The organism is Metabacillus halosaccharovorans, from assembly GCF_002019635.1.
Classification (GTDB): domain Bacteria; phylum Bacillota; class Bacilli; order Bacillales; family Bacillaceae; genus Metabacillus; species Metabacillus halosaccharovorans.
Genome location: NZ_KV917372.1, coordinates 1,837,854 through 1,854,097, shown reverse-complemented (window position 1 = coordinate 1,854,097; position 16,244 = coordinate 1,837,854). Strand labels below are relative to the sequence as shown.

General features: G+C 36.6%; 15 protein-coding genes. 13 read left to right on the top strand and 2 right to left on the bottom strand.

Translation table 11 applies throughout. The features are described from left to right. Positions 1–48: 48 nt before the first annotated feature. Positions 49–990 carry an amidohydrolase family protein gene (locus tag BK577_RS23000; RefSeq protein ID WP_078435074.1) on the bottom strand — a complete coding sequence of 314 codons (942 nt, stop codon included), beginning with the start codon at positions 988–990 and terminating at the stop codon, positions 49–51. Between the two features lie 24 nt (positions 991–1,014). Further along, complete coding sequence (locus BK577_RS22995; RefSeq protein WP_078435073.1) at positions 1,015–1,800, bottom strand: IclR family transcriptional regulator; 786 nt, start codon at positions 1,798–1,800, stop codon at positions 1,015–1,017. Between the two features lie 220 nt (positions 1,801–2,020). Here BK577_RS22995 and BK577_RS22990 point away from each other — a divergent pair, with 220 nt between their 5' ends. The 13 genes from BK577_RS22990 (at position 2,021) to BK577_RS22930 (ending at position 16,200) form a co-directional block, all read left to right on the top strand. Beyond that, a complete protein-coding gene (locus tag BK577_RS22990; RefSeq protein WP_078435072.1) occupies positions 2,021–3,484 on the top strand; it encodes an aldehyde dehydrogenase in 1,464 nt (487 codons plus the stop codon). A gap of 19 nt (positions 3,485–3,503) precedes the next feature. Beyond that, entirely contained in the window at positions 3,504–4,283 is a 780-nt protein-coding gene (locus BK577_RS22985; RefSeq protein ID WP_078435382.1) for a 2-keto-4-pentenoate hydratase, read from the top strand. Between the two features lie 24 nt (positions 4,284–4,307). Further along, positions 4,308–5,195, top strand: a complete 888-nt coding sequence (locus BK577_RS22980; protein ID WP_078435071.1) for an acetaldehyde dehydrogenase (acetylating) — start codon at positions 4,308–4,310, stop codon at positions 5,193–5,195. 33 nt (positions 5,196–5,228) lie between these two features. After that, positions 5,229–6,257 carry a 4-hydroxy-2-oxovalerate aldolase gene (gene dmpG, locus BK577_RS22975; RefSeq protein WP_078435070.1) on the top strand — a complete coding sequence of 343 codons (1,029 nt, stop codon included), beginning with the start codon at positions 5,229–5,231 and terminating at the stop codon, positions 6,255–6,257. A 20-nt stretch (positions 6,258–6,277) separates the two neighbouring features. Next, positions 6,278–7,057, top strand: coding sequence for a 2-keto-4-pentenoate hydratase (locus BK577_RS22970; RefSeq protein WP_078435381.1), 780 nt, complete (start codon positions 6,278–6,280; stop codon positions 7,055–7,057). 32 nt (positions 7,058–7,089) lie between these two features. Then, entirely contained in the window at positions 7,090–7,287 is a 198-nt protein-coding gene (locus tag BK577_RS22965; RefSeq protein ID WP_078435069.1) for a 4-oxalocrotonate tautomerase, read from the top strand. A gap of 34 nt (positions 7,288–7,321) precedes the next feature. Then, positions 7,322–8,146, top strand: coding sequence for a DODA-type extradiol aromatic ring-opening family dioxygenase (locus BK577_RS22960; protein WP_026560997.1), 825 nt, complete (start codon positions 7,322–7,324; stop codon positions 8,144–8,146). A gap of 783 nt (positions 8,147–8,929) precedes the next feature. Continuing rightward, a complete protein-coding gene (locus tag BK577_RS22955; protein ID WP_026560996.1) occupies positions 8,930–10,516 on the top strand; it encodes an extracellular solute-binding protein in 1,587 nt (528 codons plus the stop codon). Between the two features lie 150 nt (positions 10,517–10,666). Then, positions 10,667–11,623 carry an ABC transporter permease gene (locus BK577_RS22950; protein WP_245823567.1) on the top strand — a complete coding sequence of 319 codons (957 nt, stop codon included), beginning with the start codon at positions 10,667–10,669 and terminating at the stop codon, positions 11,621–11,623. A gap of 11 nt (positions 11,624–11,634) precedes the next feature. Next, complete coding sequence (locus BK577_RS22945; protein ID WP_026560994.1) at positions 11,635–12,513, top strand: carbohydrate ABC transporter permease; 879 nt, start codon at positions 11,635–11,637, stop codon at positions 12,511–12,513. Between the two features lie 221 nt (positions 12,514–12,734). Continuing rightward, positions 12,735–13,682: a mannose-6-phosphate isomerase, class I gene (gene manA, locus BK577_RS22940; RefSeq protein WP_078435067.1), complete on the top strand. Its 948-nt coding sequence runs from the start codon at positions 12,735–12,737 to the stop codon at positions 13,680–13,682. Between the two features lie 158 nt (positions 13,683–13,840). After that, entirely contained in the window at positions 13,841–15,016 is a 1,176-nt protein-coding gene (locus tag BK577_RS22935) for an AGE family epimerase/isomerase (protein WP_078435066.1), read from the top strand. Then, positions 15,013–16,200: a glycoside hydrolase family 130 protein gene (locus BK577_RS22930; protein ID WP_078435065.1), complete on the top strand. Its 1,188-nt coding sequence runs from the start codon at positions 15,013–15,015 to the stop codon at positions 16,198–16,200. Before BK577_RS22935 ends, BK577_RS22930 begins: the two co-directional genes overlap by 4 nt. Positions 16,201–16,244 lie beyond the last annotated feature (44 nt).

The window sequence follows — 16,244 nt, the reverse complement described above, 5'->3', positions numbered from 1 at the left end:
CCAGTGATGGGGGTGTCTCTCAAGTCAGCCTCTTTTCGTACCAGATTATTAGATAGATTGAAGTAAAGATTCCGAGCCTTTGGCCAGTTGTTTTGCTGGGGGCCATTCACAAAGGTCAAATGGAAAGTCGGACCCTGGAACAATTCTTTCTTCTCCAACAGTTTTAGCTAAGTAGTCAAGTGTAGTTGGATTCCATAAGACCGTATCATACCAAAAATCTTTTAGGTACTCGATCGGTTTCTTTTGTAAATTCTTAGAAACAAGTGGCCACATCTCATACCCTTTGTTCAAACGACCGATTTGATAAGGAAGAAATCCACCACCATGTGCTAAGAGAACTTTTATATCGTTATATGTATCTAATAGGCCACTTAATAAAAGATCTGTAGCAGTAATCGTCGTTTCCCAAGGGACACCAATTAAGTTGGGCATCATGCGCTGGTTTAATCGTTGATCTTCACATAATAAAGGATGGATGAAAATGATTGCTTTTTGCATATTCGCTTCTTCCCAAAAAGGAGTGAAAGAGTGGTCTGATAATAATTTACCGTTTAATCCTGGTCCAATAATGGCACCTTTTAATCCCATATACATAGCATCTCTTAAGTCTTGTGCAGCAGTTTCAGGGTGATTAAGAGAAACGGTGGCAAGTGCTGATATTTTTTGTGATTGAACTTGTGACCATTTTGCAAGAGATGTGTTGTAAACAGCTACTAATTCTCTCGTAATCTCTGAAGGGAAATCATATAAAAATAGCTGAGGAATTGGTGAAACAACTGAATGGTCTACACCGATCTTTTGTTGTTCTGTTAGATATAGAGATTTATTGGTGAATTCTTGTTTTAGTTCAAATGCCCATTTGTTGTTAATAGATAAAAATTCCTCTTTATCTTGACTTTTTTTCTCCCAGCTTGCATTAATGATGTTTCTTTGGTCTTTTATCCAATCAACGACTTCTTCAGGAATAAAATGAGTGTGAAAATCATGCATGATTCCTCAGCTCCTTTTAAGTATTTAATAATGATTAAATCGATAACCTAAACGCCTAGAAATTTCTTTACCTGCTTCTACAACTCTTTTAATATGTGCTGGGATTGTTTGATCGTTTACTCGTTGAATAGGTCCAACGATATTAACAGCTGCAATGACTTGTCCTGTGTAGTCCTTTACTGGAGCGGCAATTGAGACAACACCTTCAGATATTTCTTCCGTACTTACGGCATAACCTTGTTCGCGAATATATGTAAGGGTTTCCATTAATATATTCTGATCTGTAATGGTATGTTGTGTAAATGGTTCTAATCCGTTTTCAATTGTTTTTTCTATTCTTTTTTCATTGTTAAAAGCTAAAAGCACCTTTCCAGAGCTTGTTGCATAGGCGGGATTTCTTTTACCGATATGGGTGAAAGCTCGTACATGGTGCTTACTTTCTACCTTGTGTAAATAAATAACATCTAGCCCATCAAGGATTGCTAGATGGGATGTTTCACCTGTTTTTTCAACAAGTTCATGTAAGACAGGCATAGCTTCCTTGTGTATTTCAAAAGTTGATGTACAAACAGTTGCGAGAGAAAGGATGGATAATCCTAATCGATAACGCTGTGTTTCCGGATCTTTTTCAACAAAGCCTTCACTTGCTAATGTTGACATCAGCCTGCTCACTGTACTTTTACCAAGGTCTAACTCCCGAGCAAGCTCAGTAATTTTTAATTCAGGTTGGTCCATTGTAAATTTCCGTAAAATGCGAAGTGCATTTTTTACAGATGAAAGTGTGTAATCTTTTTTTGTCGTTTGCGTCATGGTTACTCTCCAATCTGTTGTTTATAGAGGAACGCTATTCTTTTATGAGGGTTTTTTTCACTATATCACATAGAGTGAAAAAAAAGAATAATCAAAATATTTTTTTAAAAAATTTCAACTTGTTCCACATATAAGAACAATGATGTTTTATGAGGGACGAATTTGTACTATTCTAACCATACTAAGAATTTAAAACAATTTATGTTATGGAGGAATGGTTATGGAAGCGATTACTACAACGACAGGAATTGATTGTAGACATTTTATTAATGGGCAATACATGGATTCGATGAATAACAAAACATTTATGAATACGAACCCAGCAAATGAAGAGATATTAGGATCTGTAGCTGAAGGTGGGAAAGAGGAAGTTAACTTAGCTGTATCTGCAGCTAGAAGAGCACTAAACGGTAGATGGAAAACAATTCCTTTAACGGAACGTTCTAAAGTATTACGTAAAATTGGTGATTTAATTTTAGAAAGAAAAGAAGAGTTAGCGCGTTTAGAATCTCTTGATACAGGAAAGCCAATTTGGTTATCAAGTACGATCGATATCCCAAGAGCAGCCTATAACTTCCATTTCTTTGCTGACTACATGACAACAATGGGAACGGAGGCTTACCAACATGATGATGTGGCGATCAACTATTCAGTACGTAAGCCAGTTGGAGTTGTAGGGTTAATCAATCCTTGGAACCTTCCATTACTTCTATTAACGTGGAAACTTGCTCCATGTTTAGCGGCAGGAAATACGGCTGTATTGAAGCCAGCTGAGTGGACACCAATGACAGCAACCGTTTTAGCTGAAATTTGTAAAGAAGCTGGTGTACCAGATGGTGTTGTGAACGTTGTACATGGATTTGGACCTAACTCTGCTGGATCAGCTTTAACCGAACATCCCGATGTAGATGCAATTACATTTACAGGTGAAACATCCACCGGTACAGCCATCATGAAGGCAGCAGCCAATTCACTAAAAAAACTTTCATACGAACTAGGCGGGAAAAACCCAAATATCATCTTTGCTGATTCTGATCTTAATGAAGTACTAGAAACGACTATTAAGTCCAGCTTTATCAATCAAGGTGAAGTTTGTTTATGTGGATCAAGAATTTATGTTGAACGTCCGGTTTATGAAGAATTTATTGAAAAGTTTGTGGCTAAAACAAAAGAGCTTGTTGTTGGGGATCCATTTGATGAAAAAACGAAAATTGGGGCAATGATTGGAAAAGAACATTATGAGCGCGTTTTAGGATATATAGAGCTTGCGAAGGAAGAAGGAGCAACAATCCGTATTGGAGGAGGTCGTCCTTCAGGGGTAGAAAAAGGGTATTTTATTGAGCCTACGATTATTACAGGCTTAGATCGAAATGCGAGATGTGTTCGTGAAGAAATCTTTGGACCTGTTGTCACTGTCATTCCATTTGATTTAGAGGATGAGGTGATTGCTCAAGTAAATGATTCTCATTATGGACTAAGTGCTTCCATTTGGACGAATGATCTTCGTAGAGCTCATAGAGTGGCAAATGAAGTAGAAGCTGGGATTATTTGGGTAAATACTTGGTTTTTAAGAGATTTACGTACACCGTTTGGTGGGATGAAGCAAAGTGGAATCGGTCGTGAAGGCGGTATGCACAGCTTTGAGTTTTATAGCGAGTTGAAAAACATTTGTATCAAACTTTAAAAAATGGAGGTCAATCATGATGGAATCAACCGTATTATTTGCAAATCAATTATTACAAGCAGAAAAAGAAAGAGTCGGAATTGCGGCTTTAACTGAACAAAGTACAACTTTTACAACTCAAGATGCTTACGCTGTTCAATTAGAAATTATTAAACACAAACTAGCCCAAGGTCAAATAATTGTTGGGAAAAAAATTGGATTAACCTCTCTTGCGATGCAACAATTACTTGGTGTGGATGAACCAGATTATGGCCACTTACTAGATGGAATGGTCGTTGAAAATGGATCTGAGCTATCTTTTGAACGTGTTATGCAACCTAAAGTGGAGGCAGAGATTGCGTTTGTTCTTAAAAAGGATCTAAAAGGACCAAATGTAACCGCACTGGATGTGCTTCAAGCAACAGATTATCTTCTACCCGCAATTGAGATCGTCGATAGCCGTGTGAAGGATTGGAAAATCAAACTTCAAGATACGATAGCAGATAATGCTTCAAGCAGTCATTATGTTTTAGGTGGAAAACCTGTTCGAGTGGATTCTGTAGACCTTGAACAAATTGGCATGGTTTTATCAAAAAATGGAGAGATCGTTAATACGGGAGTTGGAGCAGCCGTAATGGGGCATCCGGCAAATTGTGTAGCATGGCTTGCCAATAAATTAAGTGAATTTGATATAGCTTTAAAAGCTGGAGAAGTGATTCTCTCAGGTGCACTTTCTGCAGCTGTAGAAGCAAAACCAGGAGATTTCTTTTCAGCAAGAATTGCTCATTTAGGAGAAGTTTCAGTCCGGTTTTCTTCATAATCACTTAGGGGAAAGGAGATTCATATGGGAAAAATAAAAGTAGCAATCATAGGTACTGGGAACATCGGGACAGATTTAATGTTGAAACTAGAAAGATCTGAGTCACTTGAGTTAACCTCATTAATCGGAATTGACCCTCATTCTGATGGTGTTTTTAGGGCAAGAGAGCGAGGTTATCAAACATATACGAATGGATTAGAGGAATTTTTAGAAAGTAACAGTGATGATGCAGATATTTTCTTTGATGCAACATCGGCAAAAGCTCATGTTCGACATGCGAAACTTTTAAAAGAAGCCGGAAAACAAGTCCTTGACTTAACTCCAGCGGCAAGAGGGCCTTTTGTTGTCCCTCCAGTTAATCTGGGGGAAAACCTAAATGTTCCTAACATCAATTTAATTACTTGTGGAGGTCAGGCGACGATTCCGATTGTTCATGCCGTAAATCGGATTTGTCCTGTTGACTATGCCGAAATTGTTGCAACGATTTCAAGTAAAAGTGCAGGTCCAGGAACAAGAGCAAATATAGATGAATTTACCCAAACGACAAAACGTGGGATAGAGGAGGTTGGTGGAGCTAAGAAGGGGAAAGCTATCATTATTCTTAATCCAGCAGAACCCCCTATATTAATGAGAGATACTGTTTATGCTGTTGTCGAACCAAGACAAATTGATGAGGAAGAAATTACTTCATCTATTAAAGAAATGGTCAAACAAGTTCAAGCTTATGTACCAGGTTATCGACTCCGAACAGAACCGATCTTTGATGGAAACCGTGTAACGATATTTATCGAGGTAGAAGGAGCAGGGGACTACTTACCGAAATACTCTGGAAATTTAGATATCATGACAGCCTCAGCAGTAAAAGTAGCGGAAGAGCTGGCTAAAAATAAACTGAATTCTGTTGTTTCTTAAACATGAAGTTCTAAAGGAAAGGAATGGTTTGGAATGAACGATAACCGAGATGTTCTCATTACAGAAGTAGCTTTACGAGACGGTAGTCATGCGATCGGTCATCAATATACAGTTGACCAAGTTCGTGATGTAGCACGTGCATTAAATGATGCCGGAGTGTCTTATATGGAAGTAGCTCATGGAGATGGGTTAGGGGGGTCTTCCCAACAATATGGTCTTTCTTTAACAGACGAAATGAAACTAATTGAAGCAGCTGTATCGGTTTGTGACAACGCAAAAGTGGCTGTATTATTAATACCGGGAATCGGGACGATGAATGAATTGAAGCAAGCAGCTAGTATTGGAGCAAAAATGGCTCGAATTGCTACTCATGTAACAGAAGCAGATGTTGCTCCTCAACACATTACTTTAGCAAAAGAACTTGGTATGGAGACGGTAGGTTTCTTAATGATGTCTCATATGGCACCAGTTGATAAGTTAGTAGAGCAAGCTAAACTAATGGAAAGTTATGGAGCAGATACTGTTTATGTCGTTGATTCAGCAGGAGCCATGATTCCAAATGAAGTTCGTGAAAAAATTCGATCCCTTCGTCAAAGCCTAACCACTAATATTGGTTTTCATGCTCATAATAATTTATCGCTTGCGATGGCTAATACACTTGTTGCCATTGACGAAGGTGCAACAAGAATAGATGGTAGTGTTCGTTGCTTAGGAGCTGGCGCTGGGAATACTCAGACAGAAGTTTTAGTGGCTGTATTAGAAAGACTAGGGTTAAACAGTGGAGTCGATTTATATAAGATGATGGATTTAGCTGAAAATATTGTAGCTCCTATATTAAAACAACCTCAAGAGATTACAAGAGATAGTCTTGTAATGGGATATGCGGGTGTGTACTCTAGCTTTTTGTTACACGCACAGCGCGCAGCTAAACAATTTAACATTGATCCTCGTGATATTTTAATAGAGTTGGGGAAACGTAAGGTTGTCGGTGGCCAAGAGGATATGATTATTGATGTAGCTACTGAAATAGCTAATAAAGAAAAAAGTAGTCTTCGAGTTTAATAGGAGGAATTACAATGAGTATGTCAAATAATGAAATTGCTAAGTATTTATTAGATGCTGAATTGAATAGAAGAGATATCGAAAAAATCACCTTAGACAAAGTTCCGGGTTTAACTGTAGAAGAGGCTTATTTGATTCAAGAAGAACTAGTAAAGCTAAAATTAGAACAAGGGCACTCAATTATTGGACCAAAGATGGGACTTACAAGTCGGGCAAAAATGGTCCAAATGAATGTAGAAGAACCGATCTATGGATACATTTTTAGCAATATGGTGATCCAAGATGGAGCAGAAATTTCTTTATCTGACTATATTCATCCGAAAGTGGAAGCGGAAATTGCCTTTATTTTAGGTAAGGATCTTGAAGGTCCGGGTATTACTGGTGCACAAGTTTTAGCAGCAACAGATTATGTCTGTGGAGCACTTGAGATCATTGATAGCCGTTATGAAAACTTTAACTTTACGTTGCCGGATGTTATTGCAGATAATGCATCCTCCTCAAGGGTTGTTTTTGGCAATAAGGTTCGGAAACCAGAAGAATTAGAATTAGATTTAGTTGGTACTGTTTTAAAGATTAATGGAGTGATTAAGGACCTTGGTGCAGGAGCAGCTGTTTTAGGACACCCGGCGAATTCTGTTGCCATGCTTGCGAACATGCTACATCGAAAAGGCGAAAATTTGAAGGCTGGCCAAGTTATTTTGACAGGAGGAATTACTGGAGCTGTCCAATTATCGTATGGTGATCATGTGACAGCTAAGCTTGATGGACTTGGGGAAGTTGGTTTTTCTGTAGGGGAATAAGTAGAGAACAGGGGGAGAAAGGAGAATCTATTATGCCGATTGTAAACGTTAACATTATGGAAGGGCGTCCAAAAGAGAAGATTGAAAGTGTTATTGCTAATATTACTGAAACAATCACCACGACATTGGAGGTCCCAAAAGAGACTGTTAGAGTGATAGTGACTGAAATTCCAAAAAGTCATTGGGGAATTGCTGGAGAGTCTGTTGAAAAGCGAAATGCTTCAAATTAAGTTTTGTTAAAAACAAAGGGTGTGGAGGGTTAAAATGACAATTGAATTGGGTGTTTTGGCTGCACATGTTCCAAGTATTTGTCATCGAGAAAATGTACCTGAATATCAGCAAGAAATTGTTGTGAAGATGGATGCTATTTCAGAGAATATAGAGAAAATAAAACCGGATGGGGTTATTATTGTTTCATGTCATTGGCAATCAACATTTCATCATTATGTAGATGTGTCACCAAAGCATAAAGGAACTTTAACCGCATTCGAATGTCCCGACATTATTTCTGATGTAAAATATGAGTATCCTGGAGACCAAAGTTTAGGCGAAAGATTAGTGATGGCTGGTAAACGAGCAAAAATTCCGGTTATTTCTGTTAATGATCCAACATACGTGTGGGATTATGGTACAGTTGTTCCTCTTCGTTACCTTGTACCTAACGAAGATTTTCCAGTAGTCAATTTATCGATCACACTTGCAGCTGGATTAGAAGAAACCTATAAATGGGGGCAGGAAATTGGGAATGTACTAAATAGTGACGATAAAAACTATGTGTTTATCTTCAGTGGTGCACTTGCTCATAATTTAGTAAGAGGGCGTCACCATATGCCTACTGTTTCTGAGCAAGCCTTAGATAAACAGTTTATCAATTATATTATGGGGAAGAACTGGAATCTTGCTAAAGAAATGCTGCCTCAATATGCTAAAGTTGCAGGAGTTGAAGGAGGAGGGCGTCATCTTGCTATGATGCTTGGTGTGTTGGCGGATGGCTACAATCCCTCATTCCATACTTATGCTCAATCATCCGGAAGCGGTAATGCGATCATGACGTTTGATATTAAGGAGACTCTTCAACCTAGTAGTTGAAAAAAGTAAGTTACCTATATTTAATTATTATAAAGGATATAAAATATGCTATAAAAAGTCTTCCTGATCACTACTAGGTTTATTTACGATTGCTGGTGGCTAAGTCAATTTTCTTAGGGAGAAAAAGATAAGACAAGTTAAAACAAAATATAAAAGAGACTCAATGAGACGGCGGGAAAAAAGCTGACTTATATGAGTCTTTTTTATATGAGGTTGGAAAAAGTGTTAAAAAAAGTTCAAAAAAAATAATCAGATGTAATATTTTGCTAACATATTAAGTTATCGATTATCATGAATAAACTTTATGTAAGGTAATAGATCTTATTAAAGTGTGTTTTCTTTAATTGTTTTATAAATATAATAAAATGTAATATTAATTTTTGAATATTCAAAATATTAATAAAAATTGTATTGACGATATATATCAACGAATTTAAAATGAAGGAGTAATGAATGAACACATATGCTAAATCCTAAAATCGAAGGAGATGGGAGACAAGGATTTTAACTATTTTTGTATAGTGTATTTCAAGAAAAGTAGAGTTTATTCATTGACTTAATAAAGTAAACGTACGTATTTTGGAGTGGAATTAATGTATATGCTAGTTAATTACTAATTTAATAGAGGTCTAAATCAAAAAGACTCACTAAATTTCAAATTAATTAATTAAGTATTTGTAAGCGTATACAAAGGTGATCGTTTACTTGTTAAGGATTGAAACTGAAAATGGAAACTTAGGGAATGGGAATTTTACACTTTAAACATTAAAGGGGGACAATCAATTGAAAAAAGGTTTGTTATCAGGTATAGCGATTTCTTTAACTCTCTCGTCACTATTAATGGCATGTTCGAATGAAGAAGCTAGTAAAGATACGAAAAAAAGCGACGGAACAGGAACATTAGATGTAAGTTTAGCTTTAATGGGTGGTCCTAAAACACCGAATGCCTGGACTGAAACAGCTCTTGAGGAAGATCTTACGGATCACCTGGGAAGAGAAGTAAATATAGAAAATATCTTTTTACCAGGTTGGGAGGAAGCAAAGACAAAAATCAACCTGCTTATGAGTGATACGAGTCAAATGCCTGATGTCATGTGGCACTGGGATATGAATAAAGAATTCCAAAGTTGGGCAAAAGCTGGAGCTGTACAAGATCTAACTCCATATTTACAGGAAAATGGAAAAAACATTATCAATTATTATTCGAAAGAAACGATGTTTTACCATTGGGATCCAAGTGGAAAGATCTTTAGAATTCCAGGGGATGTATCTGAGCCAGGTACAATGACAACAATTATTCGAAAAGATTGGTTAGAAAAATTAGGTCTTGAAGTTCCGACAACGGTTGATGAATATATCGAAGTGTTAAAGGCGTTTACTCATGATGATCCAGATGGAAATGGTAAGGATGATACATATGGTATTTCCGGGGAGAATCTTTACCGCGCATTTGCACCATTCTTCCTTGCTTATGGTGTAGATCCTGATCAGTTTATGATTACAGAAGATGGTACGGTGAAATATGGTTCAACACTCCCGGAAGTAAGAGAAGTATTACAGATTTTACAAGATTTATATAAAGAGGGTGTTATTGACCCGCGTATGTTATCACCAATTGAGCAAGCAAAAGTAGATGAAATTATGGCTAACGGTAAGATCGGTTCAATTTATCGTTGGGTAGCATTTTTCAATCCTGACTTTAATCATCATATGTCATTTAAAGCGATCAATCCCGATGGTGAGTATATGCCAATTGAGCCGATTAAAGGACCAGATGGTTTTGCTTCAGATTTACCTGCAGATGAAATTGGTTGGTCTTTCCTATCCGTCACAGCTGCAGCTGAAGAGCCTGGTGAAGTGGTAAAAGTTGTTGATCGTATTGCATCACCGGAAACCTATAAGCTTGTAACGTATGGTAAGGAAGGTGAGCACTATGAGATGAAGGATGGACAATATAAGAGTTTGGTGAACCCGGATGAGATGAATAAGCTCGGTTTAGGAAACTACAATTGGTATGTTCAAAGAAAAGATGAAGCAAATATTCAAAATACACCTGAAGTGATTGAATTATTCAATAAGAGAGCCGAAACATCTATGCCGATTAGAGAAAAAACGGTCTTCTTTAAAGCAATCTCCCGTCCTGCCTGGACTGAGTATGGAACAGATATTAATACGTTAAGAGATGAAACATTCTGGGGCATTATATCCGGCAATCTAGAAATTAGTGCGTTTGATGAATTTGTTAAAAAGTATCCTGAGCTTGGTGGTAATGAGGTAGATGAGGAGGCGAACACACTTTATAAAGAGCAGGAGAAGGAATTTGAAGAGTTCAGCAAATGGTATGACGAAAACATAGAGCCGTATAAATAAAAGCTTTTGTTAAATCTCTTCGTTTTAAGGAGTTAACTGAATCTAGTAAAGTTCTCTGAAGGCTGGCTCAAAGATTGATTTGAGTCAGCTATCCATCTTACTAGTTAAAGAGAGTAGATGGTTTTAAGGGACAGGATCGGAGTGAAAAACGTGGAACTTCAAAAAGAACAACGATTGAGTACTGGGGTTAAAATAAAAACCAAAAGAAGTATTTGGAAAGACTTTAGTCGAGATCGGTATTTATATCTTTTGCTTCTTCCGGGATTAATTTATTTATTTGTATTTAAGTATTTACCAATGTATGGGATTGTTATTGCGTTTAAGGATTATAACATTATTACAGGAATTATGAATAGCCCGTGGGTTGGATTTGAACAATTTGAAAGACTGTTTCGAACACCTGATTTTTCGCAAATCTTCTTTAATACGTTAATAATAAGTGGATTAAAGCTTTTGGTAGGGTTTCCTGCCCCGATTATTTTAGCGCTATTATTAAACGAATTAAGACATATGGCCTTTAAACGGTTTACACAATCTATTATTTATTTACCGCATTTTGTTTCCTGGGTTATTTTTGCCGGTATTATTATGACTTTTCTTAATCCTGTTGATGGATTATTTAATCATATTATTAAAGCGTTTGGCGGAGAGCCGATTAGTTTCCTAACAAGTAAAGAGCATTTTCGTTCAATTCTGGTTATTTCAGATGTGTATAAAGAAATGGGATGGGGGACCATTATTTATTTAGCGGCCATGACAGGTGTTAATCCCGATCTGTATGAAGCATCCCGCATGGATGGTGCAAATAAATTTAAGCAGATGTGGCATGTTACCCTTCCGTCGATTCGTCCTGTCATTTTAATTATGCTTATTCTAAGTCTTGGTAATATTCTTGAAGCAGGTTTCCTGCAAATTTATCTTCTATATAGTCCTCTCGTATATGATGTGGCAGATGTAATCGACACATATGTTTACCGAAGAGGTATTCAGGAAGCGAATTACAGTTTAGCTACTGCTGCAGGTTTGTTTAAATCACTTATTGCATTAGTGCTGATTGTGACAGCGAATAAAATTGTCAAAAAATCTGGTCAAGAAGGACTGTGGTAGGAGGGATAAGAATGGTAGGAATAACAAAAGGAGAGAGGATCTTCCTGATTTTTAATTATCTTTTTATGTCATTGCTCGTTATCATCATGATTTTTCCTTTTTGGTATTTAATTATGGGATCATTAAGTGATGCGAAGTTAGCTGCAGGAGGAGGGTTATTTTTATTACCTGAAGGATTCTCACTTGATTCATATACAGCAATCTTGCAAAATAGTTCATTTTTGAGTGGATTTAAGACAACGGTTATCACAACATTAGCAGGTACATTTTTAGGAACCTTTTTCACCGCGACAACAGCGTATGCCATTTCAAAAAAGAGATTACGAGGAGCCAAACTCTTTTCGTTTTTGATTTTATTTACCATGTTATTCAACGGAGGATTAATTCCTAATTACTTACTAATAAAAGAATTAGGGATGATGAATACGCTATGGGCCTTAATTTTACCTAATGCGATTAGTGCATTCAATATCTTTGTAATGACGAGCTTTTTTAGAGGTATTCCAGATACTTTAGAAGAAGCTGCTAAAATAGATGGTGCCAATGATTTAACGATCTTTTTCCGAATTGTGTTACCTCTATCTAAACCGGTTTTAGCTACTATCGGTTTGTTCATTGCTGTATTCTATTGGAACGAATTCTTTTCAACCGTACTCTATATAACGGATAAAGAAAAATGGCAGCTGCAAGCAGTTCTGAGGGATTTAATCAGTAACACATCACAAGTACTTCAAAGCTCCGGGACAACGATCGGATTCCAGAAAAATATTTCAGAATCTACAGTTCGGATGGCAGCGATCATTGTTTCTACAGTGCCAATTCTTATTGTATATCCATTCTTGCAGAAGCATTTTGCTAAAGGGGCTATGATCGGGTCTATTAAAGGATAATCAAAATGAACAGTGAACATATAAAGGTGGAGAGTACGTGTTTTTCGACACGTGCTTTTTTACAATTCTTCTATGTGACCAATAAATTCTCTTTTAATGGTATAAAGGTACAGAAAGAAAACGATAGACTTATTTGCTAGGTTAGGTTTATAGTAATTTTATTAACTAAAATTAAGTTAATTATTAAGTAATAAAAACCTAAATGAAATGGACGTGTTGATGTGAGAGAACCTATTTTTTTAACTCCTGTTTTCAAAGAGAGAATTTGGGGAGGAAGTAAGCTACGTACGGAATTTGGCTATGATATTGAATCTGATTTAACGGGTGAATGCTGGGCAGTATCAGCACATCCGAATGGGCAAAGTACTGTGAGTAACGGTTTATATAAAGGAAAAACGTTAGGTCAACTTTGGGATGTAAATAAAGAGGTATTCGGAAATTTGGAAGGTGAAGTATTTCCGTTATTAACCAAGATTTTAGACGCAAATAAAAACCTTTCCATCCAGGTTCATCCTGATGATACATATGCGAACAAATACGAAAATGGAGAATTAGGGAAAACAGAATGCTGGTATGTCATTGATTGTGAGGAAAATGCGGAAATTATATTTGGTCATACTGCGCAAACAAAAGAAGAACTGAAGGAAATGATTGAGCAGGGACAATGGGAGCATTTGCTGAAAAAAGCAAAAGTTAAACCCGGTGATTTCTTTTATGTACCAAGTGGAACAATTCACGCATTGTGTACGGGAGTGTTAATCCTCGAAACACAGCAGAGCTCTGATACAACATATCGTGTGTATGACTATGATCGAATGGATCAAAATGGTGAAAAACGGGAGTTGCATATTAACAAATCATTAGACGTGACAACTGTTCCTCATAGAAGTATTGAGGTTAACCCGATTCCAAAAGATATCATCGGAGGAAGAATTATTCCGTTTATAAAAGAAGAATATTTTTCTGTATACAAATGGGAGATTGAAACGGCTGCGACTATTAATCAAGATCAGTCTTTTCTTATATGCAGTGTCATAAAGGGAGCGGGAGAAATTCGTAAAGATGATATTCTCTATCCATTAAACAAGGGAGATCATTTCATTCTTCCTAACGAGTTTGGATATTTTGAAATTTTAGGAGATTTAGAGTTGATAGTATCTCATCCATAAAAAATAGAGTGATAACATTCTTTTTAGTGGTCGGAGTTTAAAAAGGTGCATGTTAACAGAAGTACGGAATGAAACTGCTTTAAAGTGATTGACAAGATTTAAGTTAACGGATACTATTTATTTTAGGTTATCGATAAACTAAAAAAGAGGTTATAAACTTGTCGTTATTAAATCAAGAGATTGAGAATCAATTATATACACATATATTGCCTTTTTGGATCAAGTTAAAAGATACAGAACAAGGTGGTTTCTTTGGAAAAGTTAACTTTGACTTAACAGTAGATAAAAAAGCTGAAAAAGGCGGAATTGCTGCATCGAGATTTTTATGGTCGTTTTCAGCTGCCTATCGAATAACAAGAAAAGCTGAGTATTTAGAATGTGCACACCATGCATACAATTTTCTCATTGAAAAGGTCTATGATCATGAACATGAAGGGCTATTTTGGCAAGTTGATTACACAGGTAAACCAGTAGAAGATCAGAAACATATATACACACAATCATTCGGGATTTATGCGTTAAGTGAATATTACCGTGTGACACAAAATGAAGAGGCTTTAGAGTACGCGCAAAAAATCTTCCGTCTCATAGAAACGTATGGATTTGATAGAGTAAACAATGCCTACAAGGAAGAATTTAATCGACAATGGCAAGAAGTTCCTAACGATAAATTAAGTGAAAATGGAGTCATTGCCGACATTACGACGAACACACATTTACATGTACTAGAAGCGTATACGAACTTATATAAGGCAACAAAATCAAATGAAGTGAAGGAAAGACTAACAAATCTGATCGAGTTATTCTATGAAAAGATTTACAATGACAAAACTCGTTATCTAGCTGTCTTCTTTGATAGAAAGTGGAACCCTTTACTTAACTTAAAGTCTTTTGGGCATGACATTGAGGCGAGCTGGTTAATTGACGATGCTTTGAAGGCGATAAACCTTTCAGATGAACGCTATGTCCAAATGGTCATTGACATTGCTTATAATATTGCGGATACCGCCATTTTAGAGGATGGTTCTCTTGCGAATGAACAGCATGAGAATGATATCGATTATACACGTATCTGGTGGGTACAGGCGGAAGCAATCGTTGGCTTCCAAAATGCTTATGAGAGAACGAATGATGAGAGATTTCTAAAATTAGTAGAAGGATTATGGACGTATATTAAAAACCACATTGTAGATCATCGTGAAGGCGGTGAGTGGTTTTGGTCTGTGGAAGCGGATGGCCGTCCAACAGAACGAGCAGTTGGAGAGCCATGGAAAACACCATATCATAATTCAAGGTTTTGCTTGGAAATGATTGAAAGGTTGGGAGAAAAATGATTCATGAAAAGTACTTTGAACTATTAAAAAAGCAAAATGAATTAGTGGGAAGGAAAAATAAAAAAAAATCAGACTTTTATAATGGAGTTTACGATAGATATCAACATCCTGTTATAACTCGTCACCATGTTCCTTTGCATTGGCGTTTTGATTTAAATAAAGAAACGAATCCTCATTTTATGGAAAGATTAGGAGTAAATGCTGCATTTAACCCTGGAGCAATTTATGTCAATAATAAGTATTATTTAGTCGTTCGGATGGAAGGGTTGGATCGTAAATCAATATTTGCTTTAGCAGAAAGTGAAAATGGGATTGATAACTTCCAATTTATTTATACGCCTCTTACTTGGGAAGATATTGATGAAAATGAAACAAATATATACGATATGCGTCTTGTTCAACATGAAGATGGTTGGATTTATGGAATCTATTGTTCTGAAAGTAAGGATCCGGAGGCGTCTGAATTTGATACATCTAGTGCAATTGCACAAGCAGGGTTGGTCCGTACTAAGGATTTAATAGAATGGGATCGACTTCCTAATATTCAAACTCCATCACCACAGCAGCGAAACGTAGTCTTACATCCTGAATTTGTAGATGGTAATTACGCATTTTATACTCGACCGCAAGATGGATTTATTTCAACAGGTTCTGGCGGAGGAATTGCATTTGCTCTTTGTGATGATATACTAAATCCGATCATACAAAAAGAATATGTTATGCACGAGAAGAAATATCATACGATTTATGAAGTGAAAAATGGCCAAGGACCTGCACCTATTAAGACAGAAAAGGGCTGGATTCATATCGCACATGGCGTACGAAATACTGCAGCAGGTCTTCGTTATGTTCTATATACAATTGCAACTAGTTTAGAAGACCCTTCAAAAGTGATTGCAACTCCGGGAGGGCATTTTATTGCTCCTTATGACGAAGAACGTGTAGGGGATGTTTCAAATGTCGTATTCTGTAATGGAGCAGTTGTAAACGAAGAGGGTGAAGTGTTTATTTATTATGCTTCAAGTGATACTAGAATTCATGTTGCGACAACAACAGTTGATAAATTAATGGATTATACGTTTAATACTCCGGGAGATCCTTTCAGATCTTTAGATTGTGCTTCTCAACGGAAAGATTTAATCATGAAAAATCTGAAATTAATTGAAGTTGCTAGCAAATCATAATATTATTTACTTACATGTTATTTAATAGGTTGCGTATATACAAA